Below are 21,812 nucleotides of genomic sequence, written 5' to 3' on the forward strand. Positions count from 1 at the left end.
GCATTTAAGCCCTGTCCGACGCAATTTCCTGCCGCTGCTAAAGTAGCGGTTTTCCCCTATTCTGTTTTGAGTTGCCTATGTCACGCACCCTGGTTCTAGCCTCCAACAACGCCGGAAAATTAAAAGAATTCGGCCAATTGCTGGCGCAGATCGATTTCGACGTCCGTCCGCAAGGCGAATTCGACGTCCCCGAGGCGGAAGAACCGTATCTGACATTTGTCGAAAACGCCCTGACCAAGGCCCGCCACGCCTCGCGCCTGACCGGCCTGCCGGCGCTGGCCGACGATTCCGGGGTTTGCGTCAACGCCCTCGGAGGCGCCCCTGGCGTACTGTCGGCGCGCTATGCCGGCGAACCGAAGTCCGATGCCGAAAACAACCGCAAGCTGATCGCCGACCTGGCGCCGCATGCGGACAAATCGGCCTATTATTACTGTGTGCTGGTGTTTGTACGCCATGCTGACGATCCGCAGCCGGTGATCGCCGACGGCCGCTGGAACGGCCAGATCATCAGCGAAGCGCGCGGCGCCGGCGGTTTCGGCTACGACCCGTACTTCCTGGTCACGGAGCACAACAAGACCGCAGCGGAATTCACCGCCGCGGAAAAGAACGCCATCTCGCATCGCGGCCAGGCCCTGCGGGCGCTGGTAGAGAAACTGCGATGATCCCGATCAAGCCCATCGGCATGCCCGGCCAGGCCAAAAGTACGCCAGCGGACAAGCCTTCCGCCGCCGCCCAGGCCGCATTGGCCTATTTGCAGCCGGGCGCGCTCAGCCTGAGCGCCTTGCCGCCGCTGTCGCTGTACATCCATTTTCCCTGGTGCGTGAAGAAGTGTCCGTACTGCGATTTCAATTCGCACGAAGCCAAGGGCGGTTTTCCGGAAGAGGAATACCTGGCCGCCTTGCGCGCCGACCTGGAAGCCTCGCTGCCGCTGATCTGGGGCCGCAAGATCTACACCATCTTCATCGGCGGCGGTACGCCCAGCCTGATGTCGGCAGCCGGACTGGATCGCCTGATGTCGGACGTGCGTTCGCTGCTGCCGCTGGACGGCGCCGCGGAAATCACCATGGAAGCCAATCCCGGCACCTTTGAAGTCGAGAAATTCAAGTCCTATCGCAACAGCGGCATCAACCGCTTGTCGATCGGCATCCAAAGCTTCAACGGCCGCCACCTGCAGGCGCTGGGGCGGATCCACGACGACGGCGAAGCGCGCCGCGCGGTCGAGATCGCTCACGCGACCTTCGACAATTTCAATCTCGACCTGATGTATGCGTTGCCGTCGCAAACGCTGGAAGAGGCGCGGCAAGACGTTGCCACCGCCATCGCCTTTGCGCCGCCGCATCTGTCGCTGTACCACCTGACGCTGGAGCCCAACACCTACTTCGCCAAGTATCCGCCGGTGATTCCCGACGACGACGCCAGCGCCGAAATGCAAGACATGATCAGCGCCCACACTGGCGCCGCCGGCTACGGCCACTACGAAGTATCGGCCTATGCCCAGGCCGGGCGGCAGGCGCGCCACAATCTCAACTACTGGCAGTTCGGCGACTATCTCGGCATCGGCGCCGGCGCCCACAGCAAGCTGTCGTTCCCGCACCGCGTGATCCGCCAGATGCGCTACAAGCAGCCCAAGGCGTATCTGGAGCACAGCCGGCTGGGCAATGTGGTGCAGGAAGAAACGGAAATCGGCCGCGACGACCTCGGTTTCGAGTTCATGCTGAATGCGCTACGCCTGAATGGCGGCTTCGAGGTCAACCTGTTTAGCGAACGCACCGGCCTGGCGCTGAATACGATAGAAAAATCGCTGAACCAGGCGGAAGCCAAGGGCTTGCTGTACCGCGACCACAAACTCATCAAGCCGACCGTGCTGGGGCAGCGGTTTTTGAATGATTTGCAGCAAATGTTCCTGCTGGATTGAGCTGTTTTCCCGGCTGAGCCAGGATAATTTGCATAAAAAGCGGGGCGGCTATCGTTAAGTTGTTGCAAATTGGGTATAATTACGTCCTTTCCGGAAGTGTGGCCGAGTGGTTGAAGGCACTAGTCTTGAAAACTAGCGACGGTTTATCCCGTTCGTGAGTTCGAATCTCACCGCTTCCGCCAGATCCAAGCAAAACGGCCCTCTACGGGCCGTTTTGCTTTTCTGGCAAATTTTTTGCAAAACAATCGTTTCTGTTCGTTTGCGCACCGAATTAACCCACTCAGTTTGTCCCTTCCTCCATTGCCTGGCGAACGCTGCCACCCTGTCGTAAGATCCCTCGAAACCCAATTCCAACAGATCCTCGTGAAGCTGTTTCAGGCTGCGCCGTTGTTTGCGGGATTTGGCCGCCTCGGTCTTGAGCGCCTCACGGCGCCCAAGTTTACCCGTGCAAAGCTGGATTTTAAATTGCGGACTATGCCGCCAATAAGGTCCTCTTGCTGACATGATGTCGCTCCTCCTGAGAAGGCTCGACAAGCGCATCACTTCCTCTCGTGGCCTTGGCCCAGCCCGAGAGGTTCCGTCCAAAAGTGGGTCAGTTTTCGGTGTAGATCAACAGAATATAGATTCAAATGCGGTCGTGCGAAATTTTAGTGATCTCTGAAGAGAGGAGCTGCGATGGAAGAGCACGGATCAATTCTTAATGAGCGCCTGCGACCGGCGGACGTAACGGCTCGCGCAAGAATGAAACTAGCGCTTGCAAGGACGCGCTCATATTCCGGCGACTGGAGTAGTAGAGGAAAAAGCCAGCGCGGGACCAGCTGTAGTCTTCAAGCATTTCAACTAGACGGCCACTTTGCAAATGGGGGCGCACATGATCTTCCGCCAGCAAGGCGATACCTGCACCGCTTAGCGCGGCGGCCAATGCGAGATTGGCATCATTAGCGAGTAAATGTCCGGTGACGGAGATTTCGAGCGTGTGTCCTTTGTCCATGAAGACCCACGGTTTGTTGACGTCAGTAGTTGGGCGCTTGATGCGTATGCATTCGTGCTTTTGCAAATCGAGCGGGGAATGCGGTACGCCATGTTTTGCAAGATAACTGCGGGACGCTACTGCTGCAAAGCGCCGGTCGCGGCCGATGCGGCTGGCAATCATGTCCTTGGCCAGCAACTCGCCTTGGCGAATTCCGGCATCGAATCCATGCTTTGCGAGGTCGACGAATTTATCTTCCACCGAAATATCCAGGATTATCTCCGGATAGTACTTACGGAATTCGGCAAGCCGCGGTGCAATCAATAGCTCCGTTGCGACACGCGGTGCGGTCAGACGTACCGTGCCGGACGGCGTTTCGCGAAAATCATTGATCGTTTCCGCCGCTCTAGCCAGCCCATCCAATGCGGGACGCAAATGGTCCAACAATTGTCTACCCGCTTCGGTGAGCGAAACGCTGCGCGTGGTGCGATGGAGAAGCCGCACGCCCAGCCGCGTTTCCAGCTGCCGCATCGACTGGCTCAGCGCAGACGGCGTAACTTCCAAAAATGCCGCTGCTTTAACAAAGCTTTCACGCTCGGCAATCGCTACAAAAGCATTGAATTCCGCAAATTCATTTCCACGCATTGATTAGCCTTGCTACATAGTGCAATAAGTTATTGATGCATTATTAAATCATAATTTCTCGCTACACTGGAGCCCTAATTTCATTGCGCCAATCGCAATTTCAACCTCAAAATAGGAAACTCCCATGAAAGTCGATTCAAGCAGGCTGATCAAGCAGGCCGGAAAAATTGCAATAATCGTTGCGACCGCTTTGGCCGGCATGACTGCAGTCACACAAAACACCTATGCCCAAGCACCGATGGCGAAGTTTCAGGCGCCGGGCTTTTATCGGATGATGCTTGGCGATTTCGAGGTCACCGTCGTGTCCGACGGCACCGCAATGCGTCACGTTGACGAGATCATGAGCAAACCAGAGGAAGTCAGGGAAACCTATTCCCACATTGGCGAAGAGCTTCCGGCCGAGCTTTCAATCAACACCTTCCTGATCAATACGGGATCGAAACTGATTCTGGTCGACACCGGTGCTGGTGAGCTGTTTGGCGGTGGCAGTAGTGGCCGCCTAGTGACCAACTTGCGTGCCGCCGGCTACCAGCCTGAGCAGGTTGACGCCATCTTGCTGACCCACATCCACGGCGATCATTCCGGCGGGTTAAGCGTAGGCGGCAAACGCGTTTTCCCGAACGCGGACGTGTATGTTGACAAGAATGATTCCGACTATTGGCTCAGCGAAGAAAAAGCGAATGCCGCTCCGTCGTCAATGCGGACGACCTTTATCCAATCGCGCGCAACAGTCAATCCCTATATGGACGCGAAAAAACTGAAACCTTTCGTCGGCGCGCAAGAATTGTTTCCTGGGATAAGCAGCATTCCAGCCTACGGACATACTCCCGGTCATTCTGCTTACCTGATCGATAGCCGAGGTAAGCAGTTGTTGCTGTGGGGCGACGTAATTCACGCTGGCCACGTGCAATTCAAGGACCCGGACGTGACGATCGCATACGATTTTGATCCGGTTGCCGCAGTGAAATCGCGTCAGCACCTATTCCATTTGGCGGCGACAAATGGTTACCTGGTCGGCAGCGCGCACATCTCGTTCCCCGGCCTCGGCCACGTTGCAAGCACCTCGACGGGATATGAATGGGTGACTGCGCCGTATCAAATACAAGGGACGTTGTAGCACGCGAAAGTGACGGCGATAGACATCGCAGCAGGCCGGGGCGCGGGACAAGCAGGGGCAACAGAGTGATGTCACGCAAATCCCGAAGGCGCAGAACGATGCGATCAAGGGGCAGGGCGCAAGCGAGGAAGGCAGTTTCCCCGAACTGTCACAACCGCATGTTGTGCTGGCTGGTCCTGTCGGGATTGAGACTACCATCAGCGGCAGTACCCATATCGCCAGCACTCAGAACACGGCCATCGCGACCGGCAAGAATGTGCACGGGGTATAGATTGTTTGATGGGCCGTTGCATGGCATCGGCGCCACAGCCATTTAATAGTTTGAAAGATGAATTATGACCAGAGTACTTTTTCTTGCCGGATATCTGGATTTCATTATATTTTCGAGCAAATACATCAGCGTTGGCGGATAACGAAACTGCACCATGGATGTTTGATTGCATATACGGGGCAACACGTTTCGCTATCACCCTTTCGGGCACCCATCGTTCTTGAAAAATCCACTTTCCTGGCCATGGAAATGACCAATGTCGACACCTCCTGCGCCTGTTGGAAATGCAACCCACAGCCTTTGCCCCTTTTTTAATATGCCACCTACATAAGGGATGCAGATTTCACAAGGACCCTTGAGATAGTTGATGGCCATATGACCTTCATTGTATGTATGTGAAAAAACGCGAAGGAAAAGAGCGGCTTGCCCTTCCAGATGACCTAACACTTGTTTTTCCATTGCTCTGTTACTGATCTCAGATTGGCGGCCTTTAACAAACGGCTCAATGATGTCGGTGCCGCCGGAATTTATAGAGGAAAAAATGTTTTGTTGATCTGGAGCCATGACACCGGGGATCCAAAATTTTCCTTGAGCTGGAATGCCTTTTACGTGAGGAGGTAGATCTCCGACAACGTTTTTAGTATTGTCCTCAGCAGTTAAACCTCGAGGATCCGACCATCTAATAGATGACGGGGCATATTGATACGGGTTATTGCCTCCTGCCAAACCAATTGGATCCTGCCCGACGAACTGTCCGATGGCGGGGTCGTAGTACCGGTATCGGTTGTAATGCAGTTCAGTCTCACCATCGAAATACTGCCCCTGCAGCCGGATCGGGTTGTCGACAGCTAGCACATGCTGTCGCTGTACCGCACCCCATGCCGTGTAGCTAGCCGACCAGACTACCTGTCCGCGGCAATCCGTCAATCCGGTCGGACAACCATTGGGGTCATCGTGATAGTGGAAGACGCCACTACCGGCCTCTTCAACGATTGGCTCCGCATCGCTGGCGGTGACCTCCGGTGGGGTACTTGCCACCGCGCCTGGCGCAACGACAGGCGACGTGAACGTGGGTGGAGGCGCACTGAAACTGCTGCCCAGCTGCATCCCGGTGCCCAACCCTGCAAGACTGTCTTGATGATTGTTCTCTTGCATCAAGCGAGCTGCTTCGCCCTGCTGGCCGAGCCTGACACCACCCAATCCTCCCATGCCACCTAAACCACCCAGACTGCCTAACGCACCGATGCCGTCGATATCCCCGGTAGCAACTGCCCTTGAGTCTGGTGAAGCCTGGGGTTGCGGTGTTGCTACAGGAACAGTTGTTACCGGCTTCTGCGCGACGGGATGGGATGCCATTTTTTTTGCCGCAGCTCGTGCAGGCCGTTTGGCGACTTTGGCCTGCCGATCAATCAATGCAAGCGGCACAAACGTATCCGGGTAATACACATACTCCTTTGCCTGTGCATGCAGCGTCATCAGCGCAGCAAGCCGCTTGCGCACCGCCATGAAATCGGCCACATTGCCGGCCGACCAGATGTCGGCGCTCTGAGTATCGTTGGCTTGCGTCACTTCGCCCAGCAAGGCGTCGCCATCCCAGAAGAACCAGGTGGTGTGGCTTGGATTGCTTTTGAATACCCGCCGTCCGACCGGATCGTAGCCGTAGCGGGTTGTCCGGCCCGCGTTACTGCTCTCGATCAGGCGCTGGTTGGCATCCCAGCGCAGTTCTAAAGAGGGATCTGTCGCCAATAAATTGGCCGATGCGATTGGGCTGCTGCCACGCCGGATCAGGTTGCCGGCGCGATCGAATACATAGTGCATACCATCATGGCTGCCTTCGCGGCTCCACAGAATTTCGGCGTGGCCTTCACCGCCGGCTGCCTGTTTCATCTCCATCTGGTGGATCCGCGTGCGCAGGCGGTCGCCAGCCGGATCGTTGAGGAATTCCATTACACGTCCGGCAGGATCGGTGTGACGCAGGATGTTTCCTAGCGGGTCGTAGTGATATAGGTCGCTGCCATGTTCGCTGTCGCTGCGCCGGGTCTGGTTGCCGGCGCGGTCGTACTCGTAGCTGGTGGCGAACAACGGTGCCTCGCCGCGCAGCACGGTCTGGGCAGTCAAGCGGCCGGCCTCATCATAGCGCAGCTGACGCTGGACGTTGCTGCTCAATTGCTCTTTGACGGCGCGTCCGAACGCATCGCGTTCGATCAGGATGGGTGGCTCGTCATTGATGGCGATGCTCGTCACTTGATCGCGCAGATCGTAGGTGGCGACGATCTTGTTGCCGGCGCTGGTTTGCCGCGACAAGCGGTTGCCGACTTCGTCGAAGCGGCAGGCGATCTGGAAGCCATCCTGCACTTCTTCACAAAGACGCCAGTCGGCGTCGAACTTGCGCAAGATGTGCCGATGCGGATTGCGCATCTCGGCCAAGGCGCCGTTCTTGTCGTAACTGAACGTCTCTTGGATGTGTTGGCCAGGATGGTCGCTGTCGGGCAAGGTTTTTTTGGTAATGCGGCCCAAGCGGTCGGTGGCGTAGGCGATGATGCGGCCCAGCGGATCGGTGGCGCTTAACAGGTTGCCGCCGGCGTCGTAGCGGTAGTGACGCGATTGCTCCCAATAATCGACTTCTTCAACAACGCGGCCCAATGCATCGCGCTGGAATTGATAGCTTTCCTTGCGTTGGTTGACCAGGCCGATCAGTTGCTCTTCAGTGTCATACAGGTATCGCACGCTATAGCCGTCGGCCTGCACGCGTTTAGCTATTTGGCCGGTGCCGACATATTCCAGATGGGTTCCGACGCCATTCTGGTCGATATAGCTGATCAGATGATCTTGTGCGTCGTAGTCGTAATGGACACTGGCGCCGTCCGCCTGGCAAGTCTGCAGCAGACGGCCTTTGGCGTCGTAGCGATATTCGGTGACGTTGCCGGCAGCGTCGGTGCTGCGCTTCAGGCAGCCGAGCGCGTCATGCTCGAAATGGTTGCGATGACCGAGAGGGTCAGTCAGTTGCGCCAGGTTGCCGTAGCGATCGAAAGCCAGTGCCGTTGTAGCGCCACGGGGGTTGATGTGGATTGCCAGTTGACCATTGGTATCATAGGTAAAGCGCGATCGCGCGCCCATCGGGGTGCTCTGTTCCAGCAGCAAGCCGCGCTCATCCCAGTTGCGCCGCCAGTGTTGGCCGAGCGGGTCGACCACCTCGGTCATACGGTTGGCATCATCGAAGGCCGTGACGGTGGCGGTGCCGTCGGCTTGCACTACCTTGAGCAGATTGCCGCGTTCATCATAGTCAAATTCGATGCGCGCGCCGACCGGATCGACTACCGCCGTGGTGCGGCCCACCTCGTCATATTCGAAGATGGTGACGCCGCCCAGCGGATCGATCTCGCACAAGGGCAGATTGTTCTCGTCGAACTTGATCAGCGAGGTATGGCCCAGCGAGTCGGTGATTTCGGTCTCGCGCAGCAGTTCGTTGTAGGCGAAGCGGTAGTCATGCAGCCCGTGATCGCCCCAGGCGTGCACCACCCGCCATTCGCTGTCGTAGGCATAGTAAAACGACAGCCCGAGGCGGTCGGCATGACGCACCATGTGATGACGGTTGTACTCAAAAGTACGGGCGGCGTTGAGCGCATCGAGCGCGGCGACCATGTCCCGGTTCTGATATTTGTATGCCACCAGCGGGTGGGTCAGGCCGGTGGCTGGATCGTGCAGACTTAATTGATGAATTTTTCCATCGCGTTCATGCACTTCCAGGAAGCGGCCCGGCAAGGCGTCGATACCGCTCTCTACGATCCGCGTCAGATGACCGTCGGCACGTTCGAAGCGCCAGTGATTGCCGCACAAATCCTCGATCCGATCAATCGGCAGATGCAGGGTTCGATGCAGCGGCGTCACATTCGATACCGGCTTGCGGAAGACGTAGCGCAGGTCATCCTTGGTCAACACTTGCAGTACGTCAGTGCCGTCATCCTGCGTCCAGATCAGGCGGGCGCCGTCGACAAATTCGGTCACAGCATGCTCGATGCCGATGGCCGCAGGTAAGTGCGGAAAGACGGCAGCGCCGCTCGCTTCGAAGAACAGGACAGTGCCGTCGGCGTCGATTTCCAACCGGAAGTCGGCCGGCGTCTGCCAGCCATAACCGCACATGCCGTCATGACTGTTGCCCGATGCATAGTTGCGGTTCCAGCTCAGCGGCAAGCGGCCCGGAATGGAGAAATCCTGGTGCGAGACGGCGACGCTGCCATCGCGAATATCGACAGGTTCAGCGCGCAATACTTTGCACTTAAGGAAACCGGACTCCATATTCTCGAACAGCTTCTTGTATTTCGCTTTAAGGGCATCGGCGGCGCGCTTGAAAGCCTTGGTCCCGCGCAAAGCCTTTAAGCCCTTGCCCAGGCCTTTAGCCAGACCCGCCAGCGCCAGCTGGGCGGCGATTCCCTCCAGTGCCTCCATGATACTCGGCGGGCCACCAACGAAGACGGTGTCAGGTATCGCCAGGTTGACCGATGTCGGCAGGGTCATCGACATATGCGGCTCGGCCGACTTCTTGAGCCGGAACGGCGGCACCATGCCGACCACGCTGCAATCGAGCACCGGCATGCCCAGGCGTGAAAATGGCGAGCCATCGGCTAGCACGGTCTTGCTGCCCATGAAGATCTGGTCGTCGAACTGCGGCCCCTCGGGAGCGCGCAACGGCGGCATCCACACTCCCAGCGGGATGTGGACCGACAAGCCTTGGGTGCCTGCCGTGGCGCGCTTGACGCCGGCCACCTGCACCGTGGCGCCGATGAAGGGCAGGTAGTCGAACGGATCCAGCACAATCGAAATATGCGCGGTCGGCAGCGGCCCTGGCGGCATCTCGTACATGTGGATATCGATGCCGATCTGGGGATCAAAATGCTTGGCTGCGTTAGTCATATACGTTTTCTTCTAAGGCGGTCGCAATGGCGCTCAGCGGTGCCGTTTGGCCGAATTAGCGGGCAGGTAAACGCAAGCAATTCATAATTTGGGTGGTGACAATATTTCCATAGAGAAATTATATCGGCATTTGAAGCAGCACGCGATGTCGAAATGCAACAATTCTTGAGTTGTCATTTCCATCAATGCAAAGCTGTGCTTGTGCATCAAGATCCGCGATTATCTGTGATCCTCGATGTTTCAACGGCTATTAACTTTGCCCTCAGGATAATGGTTTTTGTGGTCATGGTTGCGTTTCGTGCAAGCTGATTCACGATGAGGGAACAATAAGCTTTATATTTTTGGCGTAGCGCCAATGCAAAGTTGTTGTTTGGTAATATGCCACGTTTGCCAACATTAATACCGTAAGGGGGCACTGTGCTGAAGTGGCTAAATAAAGTGTTGGGTGATGCGCCCGCAAATGTACCTGACAACGTACCTGAAGCATGGGCTTCTCAGCTGGAAACACTGATCAAACCTTTGGATAAGCTACCTAATGGCGGGCGCGATGGTTTGTCACAAGACATCTTGGCCTATGTGCTCCATGGAGAGTCGATGTCCATCCTCCATGATGTCAGTCAGCGAAAAAGTATTGGCGAATTTTTACGGCTAACCGGTTACGGGTATCGAGGGCGTGGCGATGCCACGGTTGATATATATGCTGGTTTCGATGAAGTTCCCGCGCCGATAGGGCTGCGTTGGGCTCGTTTTCTTGAAGCGTGCGCCGGAACAAGTGCGGCGAGCTGCATTATGCAAATCCCTGGCGGTGCGCACTGGCCAGAGGTATTGCTCATGCACAGCGCACGATGCGGGCTGTCTGGCTGGACTAGCCCGCGGCCGAAAGCAGGAAATCTTTCCGCGCAAATGCTGGAACGCTTGCTGGTCGAAGCCGATTTGGCTCCTTCAGGGCTGATTGTTTCTTCCTTTTCTTCACCGGTCACGGCGGGATATGTTGTGCAGCGCTTGCTCATGGTAAGTGACTTGGTGGGGTATGCAGAGTATCTGGAACGTCACGTCGAGGCGGTGCGCCCGTTGCTGCTGCCCGCAACTGTGCCTCAGCGCTTGCATGTATTGAGCATGTTGGAGAAAGCTAATGCCGGTACGCTCGACAAACTAGCGCCAGAATTGTGCGAATTGAGCGTGGCAAACAGCAAGCAGGTGCGCCTTGTCGCCGAAGCGATAGTGCATCGATGCGGCGACGCCATCTTGCCGCCACTGTGTGAAATGGCGTTGAAGAGCAAGCCGGATCAACGGCTGCAAGCCCTGCGCTTGATCTACGCATTGGCAAAAACCAAGAAAAATGAGGCTCTACGGGATTTCGCGCATGACACCGCGCAGGCCGATAAGGCCGCGTCCGTGTCCGGCCTGATTGGGGAGTGGGACGCGGCCAAACAAGCCGTCGACAGCGATAGTGAACGGCGTTTTGAGTACGAGCTGCCGAAAATTGATTGGTCAGGTTCGCTGACTCCGTCGCTAGAACAGCAATTGGAACCTATGTGGCGAGAGTTGAATGAGGGCGTCGCCAAGTTCAACAAGCAAAGACAAGAGCACTACGAGCGGATGTTGGCACAGGGTCGCACAGTTCGGTTGAATCAAATTCCCCCGTATTCCGTAGGGGATCTAAAGCTACTTCGCGACTACCTCGCCTCCGACCAAATAGAGATACCGCGCAGAACGAACGACAGAAGTTCGAATTGGCATTTCGTCGGCTCCGCCTTGCGAAAGCTCGCCAACACTGATGGCGTGACTCCTGTAGCGATCTGGAAAATATCGTTGTTCTTTGATCTCGCCAACAGTCCTCGTGGCGATTTGTTCAATCCAGTCATCGCTGCGTTTAACATCATGCACCGCGCCACTGGCCGGCCGACGCTACTTGAATTGTCCCAGATGCTCGAAGAGAGCGGTCAATCCGGCGTAACGTTGCTTCGCAGTTACTGTGAAAACTGGGGGCAAACGCTCGCTGACGACTGGAATGATGACGCGGTGTGGCCTTTCTTTGCCCAGCATATAGATACGCTGACCCAGGCAATTTTTCAAGGTACGGTAAAAGAGTATACGTTTAGCCGCAGCAAACTGTTTCGGGCAATTGGTACATTGCCGTTTGTGCCGGCAACAGTCGTCAACGCACTCTTCAATGTGGCGCTTGGCGTGACCAAAAATGACCGCCTGGCAGCGCAAGAGGCTTTGGCTGCTCATCCCGGCAAAGAAGGGCGGATTATCAATGCGCTGACAGACGGTAAGGCTGAAACACGTGTCGTTGCGGCACAGTGGTTGAACAGACTGCGTTATGCAGAAGCAGTGCCTGCGTTGGAACAGGCGCTGATCAAGGAAAAGAATGACCTGGTTAAAGGCGTCTTGTTAGATGCGCTGGAAGCGCTTGGGCAGCCGGTTGATAAATACTTGGATCGCAAGGCCTTGATCGCAGAGGCCGCCAAGTCCTTAGCCAAGGGGCTACCCAAAGAATTGGAGTGGTTCCCCTGGAATCGACTGCCGGAAGTACGTTGGGCCGATACCAAAGAAGCGGTGCCTGTTGAGGTACTGCGTTGGATGCTGGTGCAGGCAGTCAAACAAAAGTCTCCTGAGCCCAACGCTATCCTGCGCAAATATTGCGCCATGTTCGTCGCACAAGACCGCGAGCAATTTGGACAATGGATTTTGGAGGTTTGGTTAAGCGAAGACGTACGCCCAATTTCTCCGGATGAGGCAATGACACTGGCGCAGAATAACGCGCAAGATATGCATAGAGCAATGACGCAGTCGCCTCAGTACTACCAGAATTACCCACACCTGGGACGTTCGGTAGAAGAAATGGTTGCAATTTTTCTGCCCGGATTTTTGCGTCAACCAGCTGGTTCGGTCAACGCTAGCAAAGGTTTGCTCGCTGTAGTAGCTGCATGCGCCGGCGAACGCGTAGCGATGCCGGTGGCGCGTTATTTGAAAGAATGGTACGGCTCTCGCGCATTTCAGGGTAGGGCACTTATCGTCATGCTTGGCTGGATCGAGCATCCGAGCGCTACACAACTGATGCTGTCCATTGGCAACCGTTTCCGGACCAAGAGTTTCCAGGAGGAGGCCACTAAGCAAGCCGAAGCGCTGGCCGAGCGCAAGGGGTGGACATTGTCGGAGTTGGCTGATCGGACTATTCCATCGGCGGGCTTCGATGAGACCGGCACGCAGGAGCTCAGTTATGGATCGCGCAGCTTCTCTGTGCGGTTGTTGCCGGACTTTAAGGTCGAACTCTACAACCCGGACGGCAAAAAAATTGCCAGCTTGCCAGAGCCGCGCCAGGATGACGACGTCGAATTGGCCAAGGCAGCGAAGAAATCCTTTAGCGCTGCAAAAAAGGAAATCAAGAACATTGTCGATCTGCAGACGGACCGTTTGTACGAAACGTTGTGTATCGAACGCGATTGGCCATTTGAAGACTGGAATTTATACCTGAATCAACACGCCATCGTGCGTCGGCTGGTGCAACGCCTGGTATGGGTGCAAGTGGTCGATGGCAAGGTAGTACAAATATTCCGCCCGCTCGACGACGGTACGCTCACCGATTGTGACGACAACGAGGTGCAGCTGCCAGCCGATGCACGAGTACGCATTGCCCACGATTCATTGCTGAGCGCCGATGAAATTGCAGCGTGGCAGCAGCATATGACCGATTATGAGATTACGCCTTTGTTTCAGCAGATGGGCAAGGGTATTTATTTATTGCCGATCGGCCAAGCTAGTGCCGAGCAGATCAAGGATTTCGAGGGGCATTTACTGGAAGCCTATGCTTTGCGTGGTCGCGCCCTCAAGTTGGGCTATACGCGCGGCGCTGCCGAAGATGGCGGTTGGTATTTCAGATTCGAAAAACGGTTTCCCACATTGGGCCTGCTTGCAGATATCCAATTTACGGGTAATCCACTGCCAGAAGAAAACCGTACGGTAGCATTGCTGTCGCTGTCGTTCTCCAATACGGCCAACGCAACAACATGGCAGCGTGGTTGTTTGCCATTGTCGAAAGTGCCCAAAATCCTTCTCTCCGAATGCTATAACGATCTGCGGTTGATTGCTGCAGAAGGATCGGGTTTTGACGCTGACTGGCAAAAGAAAAGCGAGTACTAAATCATGGCAAATGACACCGCTATCTTACGTGCGCCCGCCGAACAGGTGCATGCCGACGAATTGACCCGTTTGGCGGAGAAAGACCAAGGCCCGCGCCCGAACGGCTGGCAATTGTCGCCACGCTCGGTGCGTAGTTTCATCCTTGGTGATGAGAAGCTGAATGTGAGGCGTAAGTTCTATGGGGACGATGCCTTGATTGACCGCTGTATTGTGACGTTGATGAGCGATCGCGGCCTGCTGCTCGTAGGCGAACCAGGGACAGCAAAGTCGATGCTCTCCGAACTGTTGACAGCAGCAATTTCCGGGCAATCGGTGTGTACGATCCAGGGAACTGCCGGTACAACGGAAGACCAGATCAAGTACACATGGAACTACGCCTTGTTATTGGCTGAAGGACCATCGCCGCGAGCGCTGGTACGTGGCCCTATTTATGAGTCGATGCAACGGGGTTGTCTGTGCCGCTTCGAGGAAGTTACGCGGGTCCAGCCGGAGATTCAGGATTGTTTGATCAGCCTGTTGTCAGATAAGGTATTGCACGTGCCAGAACTTGATGGCGACGCTGCCACAGTATTTGCAGCCCGGGGCTTCAATGTACTGGCGACTGCCAATATTCGCGACCGGGGCGTACACGAAATGTCGAGCGCCCTGAAGCGGCGCTTCAATTTTGAAACTGTACGCCCGATTACGGATCGCAAACTCGAAATGCAGCTGGTGCGCGAGCAGACCGCGGCACTACTCAAGCGTGCGCACGTTGAAGTCGATTTTCAGCCGGACGTGGTGGATTTGCTGGTGACGGCGTTTCACGATCTGCGCCAAGGAGTCACCGGCGAAGGTGTCGTAGTCGAGAAACCAACTGCCGTCATGTCTTCGGCAGAAGCGGTATCGGTGGGTTATGCCGCGGCTCTGGACGCCCATTACTTTGGCGATGGCGCCGTGGCCGGGGAGCATATCGCGCGGCAATTGATTGGTACTGTGTTGAAAGACAACCCGGACGATGGTAAGAAATTGCGTCATTACTTTGATGTCGTCGTTAAGCAACGCGCTCAGCGCGGCGCACAGTGGCGGCGCATGTTCGATGCGCGCCGCGAGTTGGATCGTTGAATCATACTTCGCAGATGTTGCCGACTTCGGACGCCGTCCGCGCCCTCGGTGCCCAGCTCGTTAGCGCCGAGCTGATCGTCTTTCCTGTGCGGCATCACAGTCCGGCCTGTGCGTGGCAGTTGCGTCGTTTATTTGGTGACGTCACGCCTTCTGCCGTGCTGGTGGAGGGCCCGCGCAGCTTTACTTCACTCATGCCTCTCTTAACCCACGCTGAAGCGCGCATGCCGCTGGCGATATACACCTATGCAGTGCGACGCAATAATAGGATGGATGACGAGGAAGGAGAATCGGCGTTACGCCGGGCCGCCTATTATCCCTTTTGCGATCATTCACCGGAACTCGTCGCCTTGCGTATGGCGCAGGAACGTGGCGTGCCGGCGCGGTTTATCGATCTGGATTTTGCCGAGCAATGCCAAATAGATGGACATGGCCGTGATGAAGAAACCCAGTCCTTGCTTGATGAACATCATTTCCGGCGCAGTCGTTATCTGAGCGCCTTGGCGCTGCAACTTGGTTGCCGTAACCATGAGGAGTTGTGGGAGCATTTGTTCGAAGTGCCGGCGACGACACGTAGCTTGGAGGCGCACGTGATGGATATGGCTGCATATTGTCATTTGGCCCGGATAGGATGCAGTGACGACGAACTTAGCGCAGACGGCACGCTGCAGCGCGAAGCTGAGATGGCGTGGCATATCCAGCAAGCACTGAGTCAACGCCAGGCTGGCGACGGTCCGGTGGTCGCAGTCGTTGGCGGTTTTCATGCGGTCGCCATGCCAACCTTGTTGGCTGGGACGGTGATACGTCCGTCAATTTCTCGCAGCAACATCAATGACGAGTCCTCGGCGATCATTCGCTACAGTTTCGAGCGTCTTGACCGTTTGAGTGGTTATTCGGCGGGGATGACATCGCCTGCCTGGCAGCAACTGTTGTGGGAACAAACATTAAAATACAGCAAGACGGACGACGACAACGCTTCACGTATCCGTAATGAAGCGGCACTCATGATGCTCTTCGAGATCGCCGTCGAGCTGCGCGAACGGCACAAACTGGCGTTGCCTATGCCGACGCTGGTTGCTGCGTACGAACATGCACTGCAGCTGGCCATCCTGCGGCAACGTTCGGCGCCCGCACGCGACGATGTGCTCGATGCCGTGACCAGTTGCTTCATCAAGGGCGACGCCGACGCCGACGGCGCACTTGTGCTGGCGGTAGCACGACGCGTCTTTAGCGGCCAGGCAATGGGGAAGGTGCCACCCGGTGCTGGCACATCGCCGCTGGTCACGGATTTTGAATATCGCGCCCGCCGCCAGCGTTTGAAAATCGACGATTCACAGCCGAGGCGTGCCGTGCTCGATATTTATCGCCGCCCCGAACATCGGCTCACAAGCCGTTTGTTGCATGGCCTCAATTTATTAGGCGTGCCAATGGGTGTGTGCACGGCGGGACCTGATTTTGTCAACGGCACCGGACTCGATAGGCTGCAGGAGCATTGGGAATACACTTACACACCGTTGACTGAAGCCGCTCTAGTCGAAAGTTCAGTGTACGGCGTGACGGTAGCGCAGGCGGTGGCCAATCGCTTTAGCGCCAGGATTGAGCGGCTGGAATCGCAGTGTGAGAGGCGCGATGCCCGGGTTGCGGCTGCATTGCTGATGCATGCCTGCGTATTGGGTTTGCATGACCATCTGCCAAGGGTCGTCACGGCGCTACGGGAAGCAATTGGCAAAGATGCGGCGTTTGATTCAGTTGTGGCCGCCGCCAATAGCATAGAACTGTTGCTGGAGTCGCGCGAACCGCTGGAGACGCGCGATGTGGACGAAATCCCGCCATTGTTACAGGCGGCCTACGAGAGGGCAGTCTACCTCGGCGGAGAACTGCCGGCCGCGCCCGGTGACGACGGCAAGATACTGTCCGCGCTGTCGCAGTTGCGCGAACTATTGCTGAGTACAGCCGGCCGCGCGCTCGATGCCAATCTTTATTGGGATATGGTCTTAGCGTTATATATCCATCACCAGGCGGCATTGGTAAGAGGCGCCTGCGCCGGACTGCTGTACTCTGCAGGAAAGCTATCCGAAGCAGAATTGGGCGTGGCATTGAATGGCCATGTAAACGGCTTGATTGCGCCGCCCGAGGCGGTGAGCTTCTTACGCGGGCTCTTATTCATGGCGCGCGAAGCGGCATGGCAGCAGCCCGCCTTACTTGGGGTGCTTGATCAATTATTGCAGCAATGGGATGAGAATGCTTTCGTTACTACATTGCCTGAGTTGCGTTTGGCTTTTGCTGAAATGACACCGAAGGAAACTGACCGCGTCGCAGAATCCGTGGCGCAGTTGCATGGTGCCGAGGATCTCGGCCGGCTGGTTCGTTATGATTTGTCGGCCGCGGAGGTCCAGGCGAATCTGATCTTGTCGGGCACATTGTCCGAGCTCCTTGCCGCAGATGGCTTGCAAGCATGGGGAGGCGCATGAGTACGCTCGACCGCTGGCGTTTGATGCTGGGAAAGTTTGCCGACCAACGTTTGCAGGGATCTGGCGGCGGATTGTCTGATGCCTACGGACGCATGGACCGGGCGCTGGAATTTCTTTATGGCCGCGAGTATCAAGGGCGGGGACTGCGCAATGATTTGGCTCCTGGCTCGCTCGATCCTTCACAGCTGACCCTCGTGACCTGGTTGTCGGAGGTGCGGGAGCTGTTCCCTAATGATACTGTGGAAATCATTGAAAAGCATGCTCTAGACCGCTACGGCTTGACGGAGTTGGTGACCGACCCACAGACCTTGGAGCGACTTGAACCCAATCAGCAATTACTGCGCACCTTGCTTGCTTTGCGCAACCATCTGCACGGTGAAGTGCTGCATTTGGCGCGCCGCATCGTCAAGCAGGTAGTTGATGAAATTCGCAGCAAGCTTGAACCTGAGGTGCGGCAGACCCTATCCGGCCGTCTCAATCGTTTCCGGCATTCGCCGATGGCGGCTGCACAAAATTTTGATCCTATCGGTACGCTGCGGAAAAACCTCAAGCACTACGATAGGCAGCGTCAGCAGCTGGTCATTGAGCAATTGCGTTTTTTTGAGCGCAATACGCGACGCCTGCCTTGGGACATCATTCTGTGCGTAGACCAGAGTGGCAGCATGGCCGACTCGGTCATCCATAGTGCTGTGATGGCGGGCATTCTGGCAGGTTTGCCGGCCTTTCGGGTCAAGATCGTTGTATTCGACACTAATGTGGTCGACCTCTCAGCGTATGCCGACGATCCTGTCGAGATGTTGATGCGGGTGCAACTCGGCGGCGGTACTGACATTGGCCAGGCCTTACGTTATTGCTCCCAGTTGGTGGAGAATCCCCATCGTACGGTGTTGGTCTTGGTCACGGACTTTTGCGAGGGGGCTGCGCCCGCTGAATTGGTGCGTGCTGTCGCAAAACTTGCCGAGACCCGGGTAAAGGTGCTGGGTTTGGCGGCTCTCGACGGCCAGGCGCATCCGATGTACGACCGCCAGATGGCCGAACGCTTGGCAGCCTGCGGTATGGAAATTGCCGCACTCACGCCCCAACGTCTCGCACACTGGCTGCTCAAGGTGATTTCGTGAGTTCGTTACGGGAGCAATTGCAAATGCAATTGAGTCGTTTCGACGACGAGGCTTTTGCTGCACTGGCCAACCGTGGCTTGTTGCGCCGCGCAAAGAAAGATCTCGAAAAACAGCATGTCAACATAATTGACGAATCCCCCGATGCCTTGACACTGGGTTTTGACAGTTTCAGTATCCGCTTTGATATTCACGGTCCGGCTCAGGCCCAATGTAGTTGCCCAGCCGCCGGTGTTTGTCAGCACATCTTGGCTGCTGCAATCGGACTACAGCAGTTGACTGCAAGCGAGGCCTCCAACGCCAGTGCCGCACCCGTTGAAGACACTTTGGAACAACTGCACACAGCCCTCATGCAGGTAGCCAGCAGCGAATTGAGCCGATATGCGGGGAAATCCGGTTACCGTTGGGCATGGCAATTTGTGCATGATCTGGACGGGGAAGAGGCGGTGAAGATAAGTGGCGAGCGCCATCTTGTCATTCAGTTCGTACATCCCCGTATGAGCTTCAGGTATATGGGGGGCGGTCTTGATAGCTTGATTGCTGATGTGGATATCAGTCAGATCGAAAAATATCGCGTGGCCGCAGTGCTGGCATATCAGCGCAGTCATGGTGGCAATCTGGTTGCGCCTGAACCTGTCGGCAAGGACCGTTCAGCTGCTCTGGATCTGGGTAAAGATCATGTCGGGGCTGAGTTGATCGGAGAGGCGCTGAGAGATTCTCGTACTCGGCTACGCGAGAGCGTCAAACAATTGATCGAGGAATGCATCGCCTTAGGCTTGTCGCACCTGTCGCGAGGTATTTGCGACCGCTACGCGACGCTGGCTGTGTGGGCGCAGGGAGCCGAGTATTACCGTCTCGCTCTAATGCTGCGTCGTCTGGCCGACCATGTGAAGTTGTTACTGGAACGTGCAGGCGCTGCCGACGAACATCGTTTGCTGGACGAATTGGCTTTGGCCTTTGGTTTGGTCAATGCACTCGAAGCAGCCCAAACAAAGGGGATGTCGCCTAGCTATTTGGTCGGCCAAGCCCGTAGCCGCTATGAAGGAGGCGGCACGCTGGAGTTGCTTGGGCTCGGCGCCCACACGTGGCGCTCAGCCTCCGGCTACGTTGGTCTGACGATGATGTTCTGGTCGCCGCAAGACCAGGCGTTTTTATCCTGTACTGATGCGCGTCCCGAGCAACAACGAAATTTCAACCCCATGGCACGGTATAAGGCCGTCGGACCTTGGGGTGGTTTGGGGGCGCCTGCGCAGGCGACGGGCAGGTGTGTCACGTTGACTGGCGCCCAGCTTAACGCCGCCGGCAGACTCTCCGCGGCCGAAAGCACCTCGGCCTCGATGAAATCGTCGAAATTGGGCGCCAGTTTTTCCGAACAGCTTAAGCCGTCTAAGAACTGGGCTGAACTAATGCAAGCACGTAGTCAGGCGCGCCGCAGCCTGCTGGGCGAGCCTCAGCCTATGAAGGATTGGGCTGTGTTACAGCCAACCAGATATGGCGCACCTCAATTCGACGAAGCGCGCCAGACCTTGGTATGGCCGTTGTTTGATGAGAACGACCAGTCTCTTAGCGTTGAACTGGTCTATAGCGAGCAGACGGCACACGCCATTGCACGCGTAGAGCAGATTGAGCGAGGCCAGCTGCCGGCTGGCACCATGCTTGTCGCTCGTATGCGTGGTAGCGTCAATGGCCTGGTTGCCGAGCCGTTGAGTTTGATACGGCCACATGCTGGCGCGGATGAAAATCCGGTAGACAGTCTTTATTTCGATGCCGCTCCCGAACCAGACCGCGCGACAAAATGGCTTGATAAGCTGCGTCGGCTTACCTCGCGCACTGAAATGGCCGCCCCAGATCTTGCAAAGCCGGCTTTGATCATGCCGCGGGCTTTGCGAGAGTTTCGTCATTGGGTGCAACGCCAGGCGGAGCGCGGTGTGGTGGACGGGGCTGCTCAGCGAGCATTGGATCAGTTGTTGACGCTGCAGGAGAGCTCCAGCGCCGCAGGTCTGACTGCATTGCGTCAAGTGTCACTTCCCAATGACAGCGTAACGACTCAATTATTGAGGGCTCATTATATTTGTCTTCAGTATGAGCGATTGATCGAAGACGTCTGAAATCGGTATTAATCAACGTTGAAGCATTAGTTTGTACAGTTATGGAAACATGAAAAATCCGGCAGCCGATAATCAAGAACAGCGAGAGGCACGCCTATCGTCACGAATGCTGCCGCCCCGGCCGTCATCGGCGTCCATGTCGCCCGAAGACGCTATTGTCGAAAAACGGGCCAGGGAGCGAAAGGATGCGCTGGTTCGCGGCGTCACTTCAATACAGGAAATGCGTGAAGCGATCAGGTGTGCGGCGCGGGATCTCCCGACTATTTCCGCAGTGCCGCGCATCGGTACGCTCGACGCCGCGGCGTTTTGCAAGCGTGCAGCAGAAGGCTTGCCGTTTGTCGTCACCGGGCTGGTCAATCGTTGGCCGCTTTCGATCCTTACGCCGCAAACGCTGCGCGACCGCTTTGGCGAGCTGCATGTGCGCGCGAGGGTGGGCGACTATGTCAATACCGCTTTCGCGCCTGACCGGGCGATGCAGGATATGTCGCTGCTGGCCTACCTTGATCTCGTCGCTGATAACACGCAGGACCTGCCGCCGTATCTGGGCAATCTGGAATTGCGTGAACTGAATAGGCTGTGCTACTGGCCAGCCTATCTTAAAAAAATGGGGCCGCCTCGCTTTTGGCTTGGCCCCTCGGGAACGGTAACCCCGCTGCATTGCGACTATGACGATAATATTTTTGCGCAGATCTGGGGCGCCAAGCGTATTTTCCTGTCCCCGCCGCACCACGACGAATTCCTTTATCCCCGCGAGGCAAACGCCGTCCTGTTCGGCTCGCCGTTTAATCCCGAGGCGCCGGATTTCGAGAAGTTTCCGCTTGCCCGTCAGGCGGCAATGATCGAATGCATCATGCAACCCGGTGAGCTTCTATACGTACCAGCCGGGTGGTACCACCAGGTTCGCGCGCTGACTTTTTCGCTTTCGGCCAATCGCTGGGCCAGGGCGCTGCCATTGGCATTGAGCGGGGACGCTTCGCTGAAGGCCGGCTAAGTTGATCGAGTCCGCAACAAAAAAGAGGACTAGCGTCGCCACGCAGACGCTGGC

Annotated in this window: 12 protein-coding genes and 1 tRNA gene; 11 read left to right on the plus strand and 2 right to left on the minus strand. The window is 56.5% G+C overall.

Annotated features, from left to right (window positions below):
- Nucleotides 1-77: 77 nt before the first annotated feature.
- The 3 genes from rdgB (at nucleotide 78) to KHU30_RS02180 (ending at nucleotide 2,097) form a co-directional block, all read left to right on the plus strand.
- The gene (rdgB, locus tag KHU30_RS02170) at nucleotides 78-662 is read left to right on the plus strand and encodes an RdgB/HAM1 family non-canonical purine NTP pyrophosphatase (protein ID WP_211440999.1); all 585 of its coding nucleotides are present in this window, start codon (nucleotides 78-80) and stop codon (nucleotides 660-662) included.
- Nucleotides 659-1,915 (plus strand): radical SAM family heme chaperone HemW, encoded by a 1,257-nt coding sequence (hemW, locus tag KHU30_RS02175; RefSeq protein WP_211441000.1) that lies wholly within the window; start codon nucleotides 659-661, stop codon nucleotides 1,913-1,915. The genes rdgB and hemW overlap by 4 nt, the downstream gene beginning before the upstream one ends.
- A 92-nt stretch (nucleotides 1,916-2,007) precedes the next feature.
- Nucleotides 2,008-2,097 (plus strand) — tRNA-Ser (locus KHU30_RS02180).
- Between the two features lie 515 nt (nucleotides 2,098-2,612).
- On the opposite strand, the gene KHU30_RS02185 is transcribed toward KHU30_RS02180, so the two are convergent.
- Nucleotides 2,613-3,530, minus strand: coding sequence for a LysR substrate-binding domain-containing protein (locus KHU30_RS02185; protein WP_211441001.1), 918 nt, complete (start codon nucleotides 3,528-3,530; stop codon nucleotides 2,613-2,615).
- A 124-nt stretch (nucleotides 3,531-3,654) separates the two neighbouring features.
- Between KHU30_RS02185 and KHU30_RS02190 the strand changes: the two genes are divergently transcribed.
- Both KHU30_RS02190 and KHU30_RS25030 read left to right on the plus strand, forming a co-directional pair.
- The gene (locus tag KHU30_RS02190) at nucleotides 3,655-4,647 is read left to right on the plus strand and encodes an MBL fold metallo-hydrolase (protein WP_230427156.1); all 993 of its coding nucleotides are present in this window, start codon (nucleotides 3,655-3,657) and stop codon (nucleotides 4,645-4,647) included.
- 103 nt (nucleotides 4,648-4,750) lie between these two features.
- Nucleotides 4,751-4,918 carry a DUF2345 domain-containing protein gene (locus KHU30_RS25030; protein ID WP_329956651.1) on the plus strand — a complete coding sequence of 56 codons (168 nt, stop codon included), beginning with the start codon at nucleotides 4,751-4,753 and terminating at the stop codon, nucleotides 4,916-4,918.
- Nucleotides 4,919-5,113: 195 nt separating this feature from the next.
- Here the strand turns inward: KHU30_RS25030 and KHU30_RS02200 are convergent, their stop codons facing one another.
- Entirely contained in the window at nucleotides 5,114-9,730 is a 4,617-nt protein-coding gene (locus tag KHU30_RS02200; protein WP_329956627.1) for an RHS repeat-associated core domain-containing protein, read from the minus strand.
- A 516-nt stretch (nucleotides 9,731-10,246) separates the two neighbouring features.
- Between KHU30_RS02200 and KHU30_RS02205 the strand changes: the two genes are divergently transcribed.
- Genes KHU30_RS02205 through KHU30_RS02230 form a run of 6 tightly spaced genes read left to right on the plus strand, consistent with a single transcriptional unit; the run spans nucleotide 10,247 to nucleotide 21,758 of the window.
- The gene (locus tag KHU30_RS02205; RefSeq protein WP_211441003.1) at nucleotides 10,247-13,975 is read left to right on the plus strand and encodes a DUF4132 domain-containing protein; all 3,729 of its coding nucleotides are present in this window, start codon (nucleotides 10,247-10,249) and stop codon (nucleotides 13,973-13,975) included.
- 3 nt (nucleotides 13,976-13,978) lie between these two features.
- The gene (locus KHU30_RS02210; RefSeq protein WP_211441004.1) at nucleotides 13,979-15,076 is read left to right on the plus strand and encodes an ATP-binding protein; all 1,098 of its coding nucleotides are present in this window, start codon (nucleotides 13,979-13,981) and stop codon (nucleotides 15,074-15,076) included.
- Nucleotides 15,073-17,544, plus strand: coding sequence for a DUF5682 family protein (locus tag KHU30_RS02215; protein WP_211441005.1), 2,472 nt, complete (start codon nucleotides 15,073-15,075; stop codon nucleotides 17,542-17,544). Before KHU30_RS02210 ends, KHU30_RS02215 begins: the two co-directional genes overlap by 4 nt.
- On the plus strand, nucleotides 17,541-18,662 hold the full coding sequence (locus KHU30_RS02220) for a VWA domain-containing protein (RefSeq protein ID WP_211441006.1): 1,122 nt from the start codon (nucleotides 17,541-17,543) through the stop codon (nucleotides 18,660-18,662). Before KHU30_RS02215 ends, KHU30_RS02220 begins: the two co-directional genes overlap by 4 nt.
- Nucleotides 18,663-18,685: 23 nt before the next feature.
- A complete protein-coding gene (locus tag KHU30_RS02225) occupies nucleotides 18,686-20,767 on the plus strand; it encodes a hypothetical protein (protein ID WP_211441007.1) in 2,082 nt (693 codons plus the stop codon).
- A gap of 49 nt (nucleotides 20,768-20,816) precedes the next feature.
- Nucleotides 20,817-21,758, plus strand: coding sequence for a cupin-like domain-containing protein (locus KHU30_RS02230; RefSeq protein ID WP_211441008.1), 942 nt, complete (start codon nucleotides 20,817-20,819; stop codon nucleotides 21,756-21,758).
- The last annotated feature ends 54 nt before the right edge of the window (nucleotides 21,759-21,812 follow it).

It is taken from the genome of Collimonas humicola (assembly GCF_018304945.1).
GTDB classification, from domain to species: Bacteria; Pseudomonadota; Gammaproteobacteria; order Burkholderiales; family Burkholderiaceae_D; genus Collimonas; species Collimonas humicola.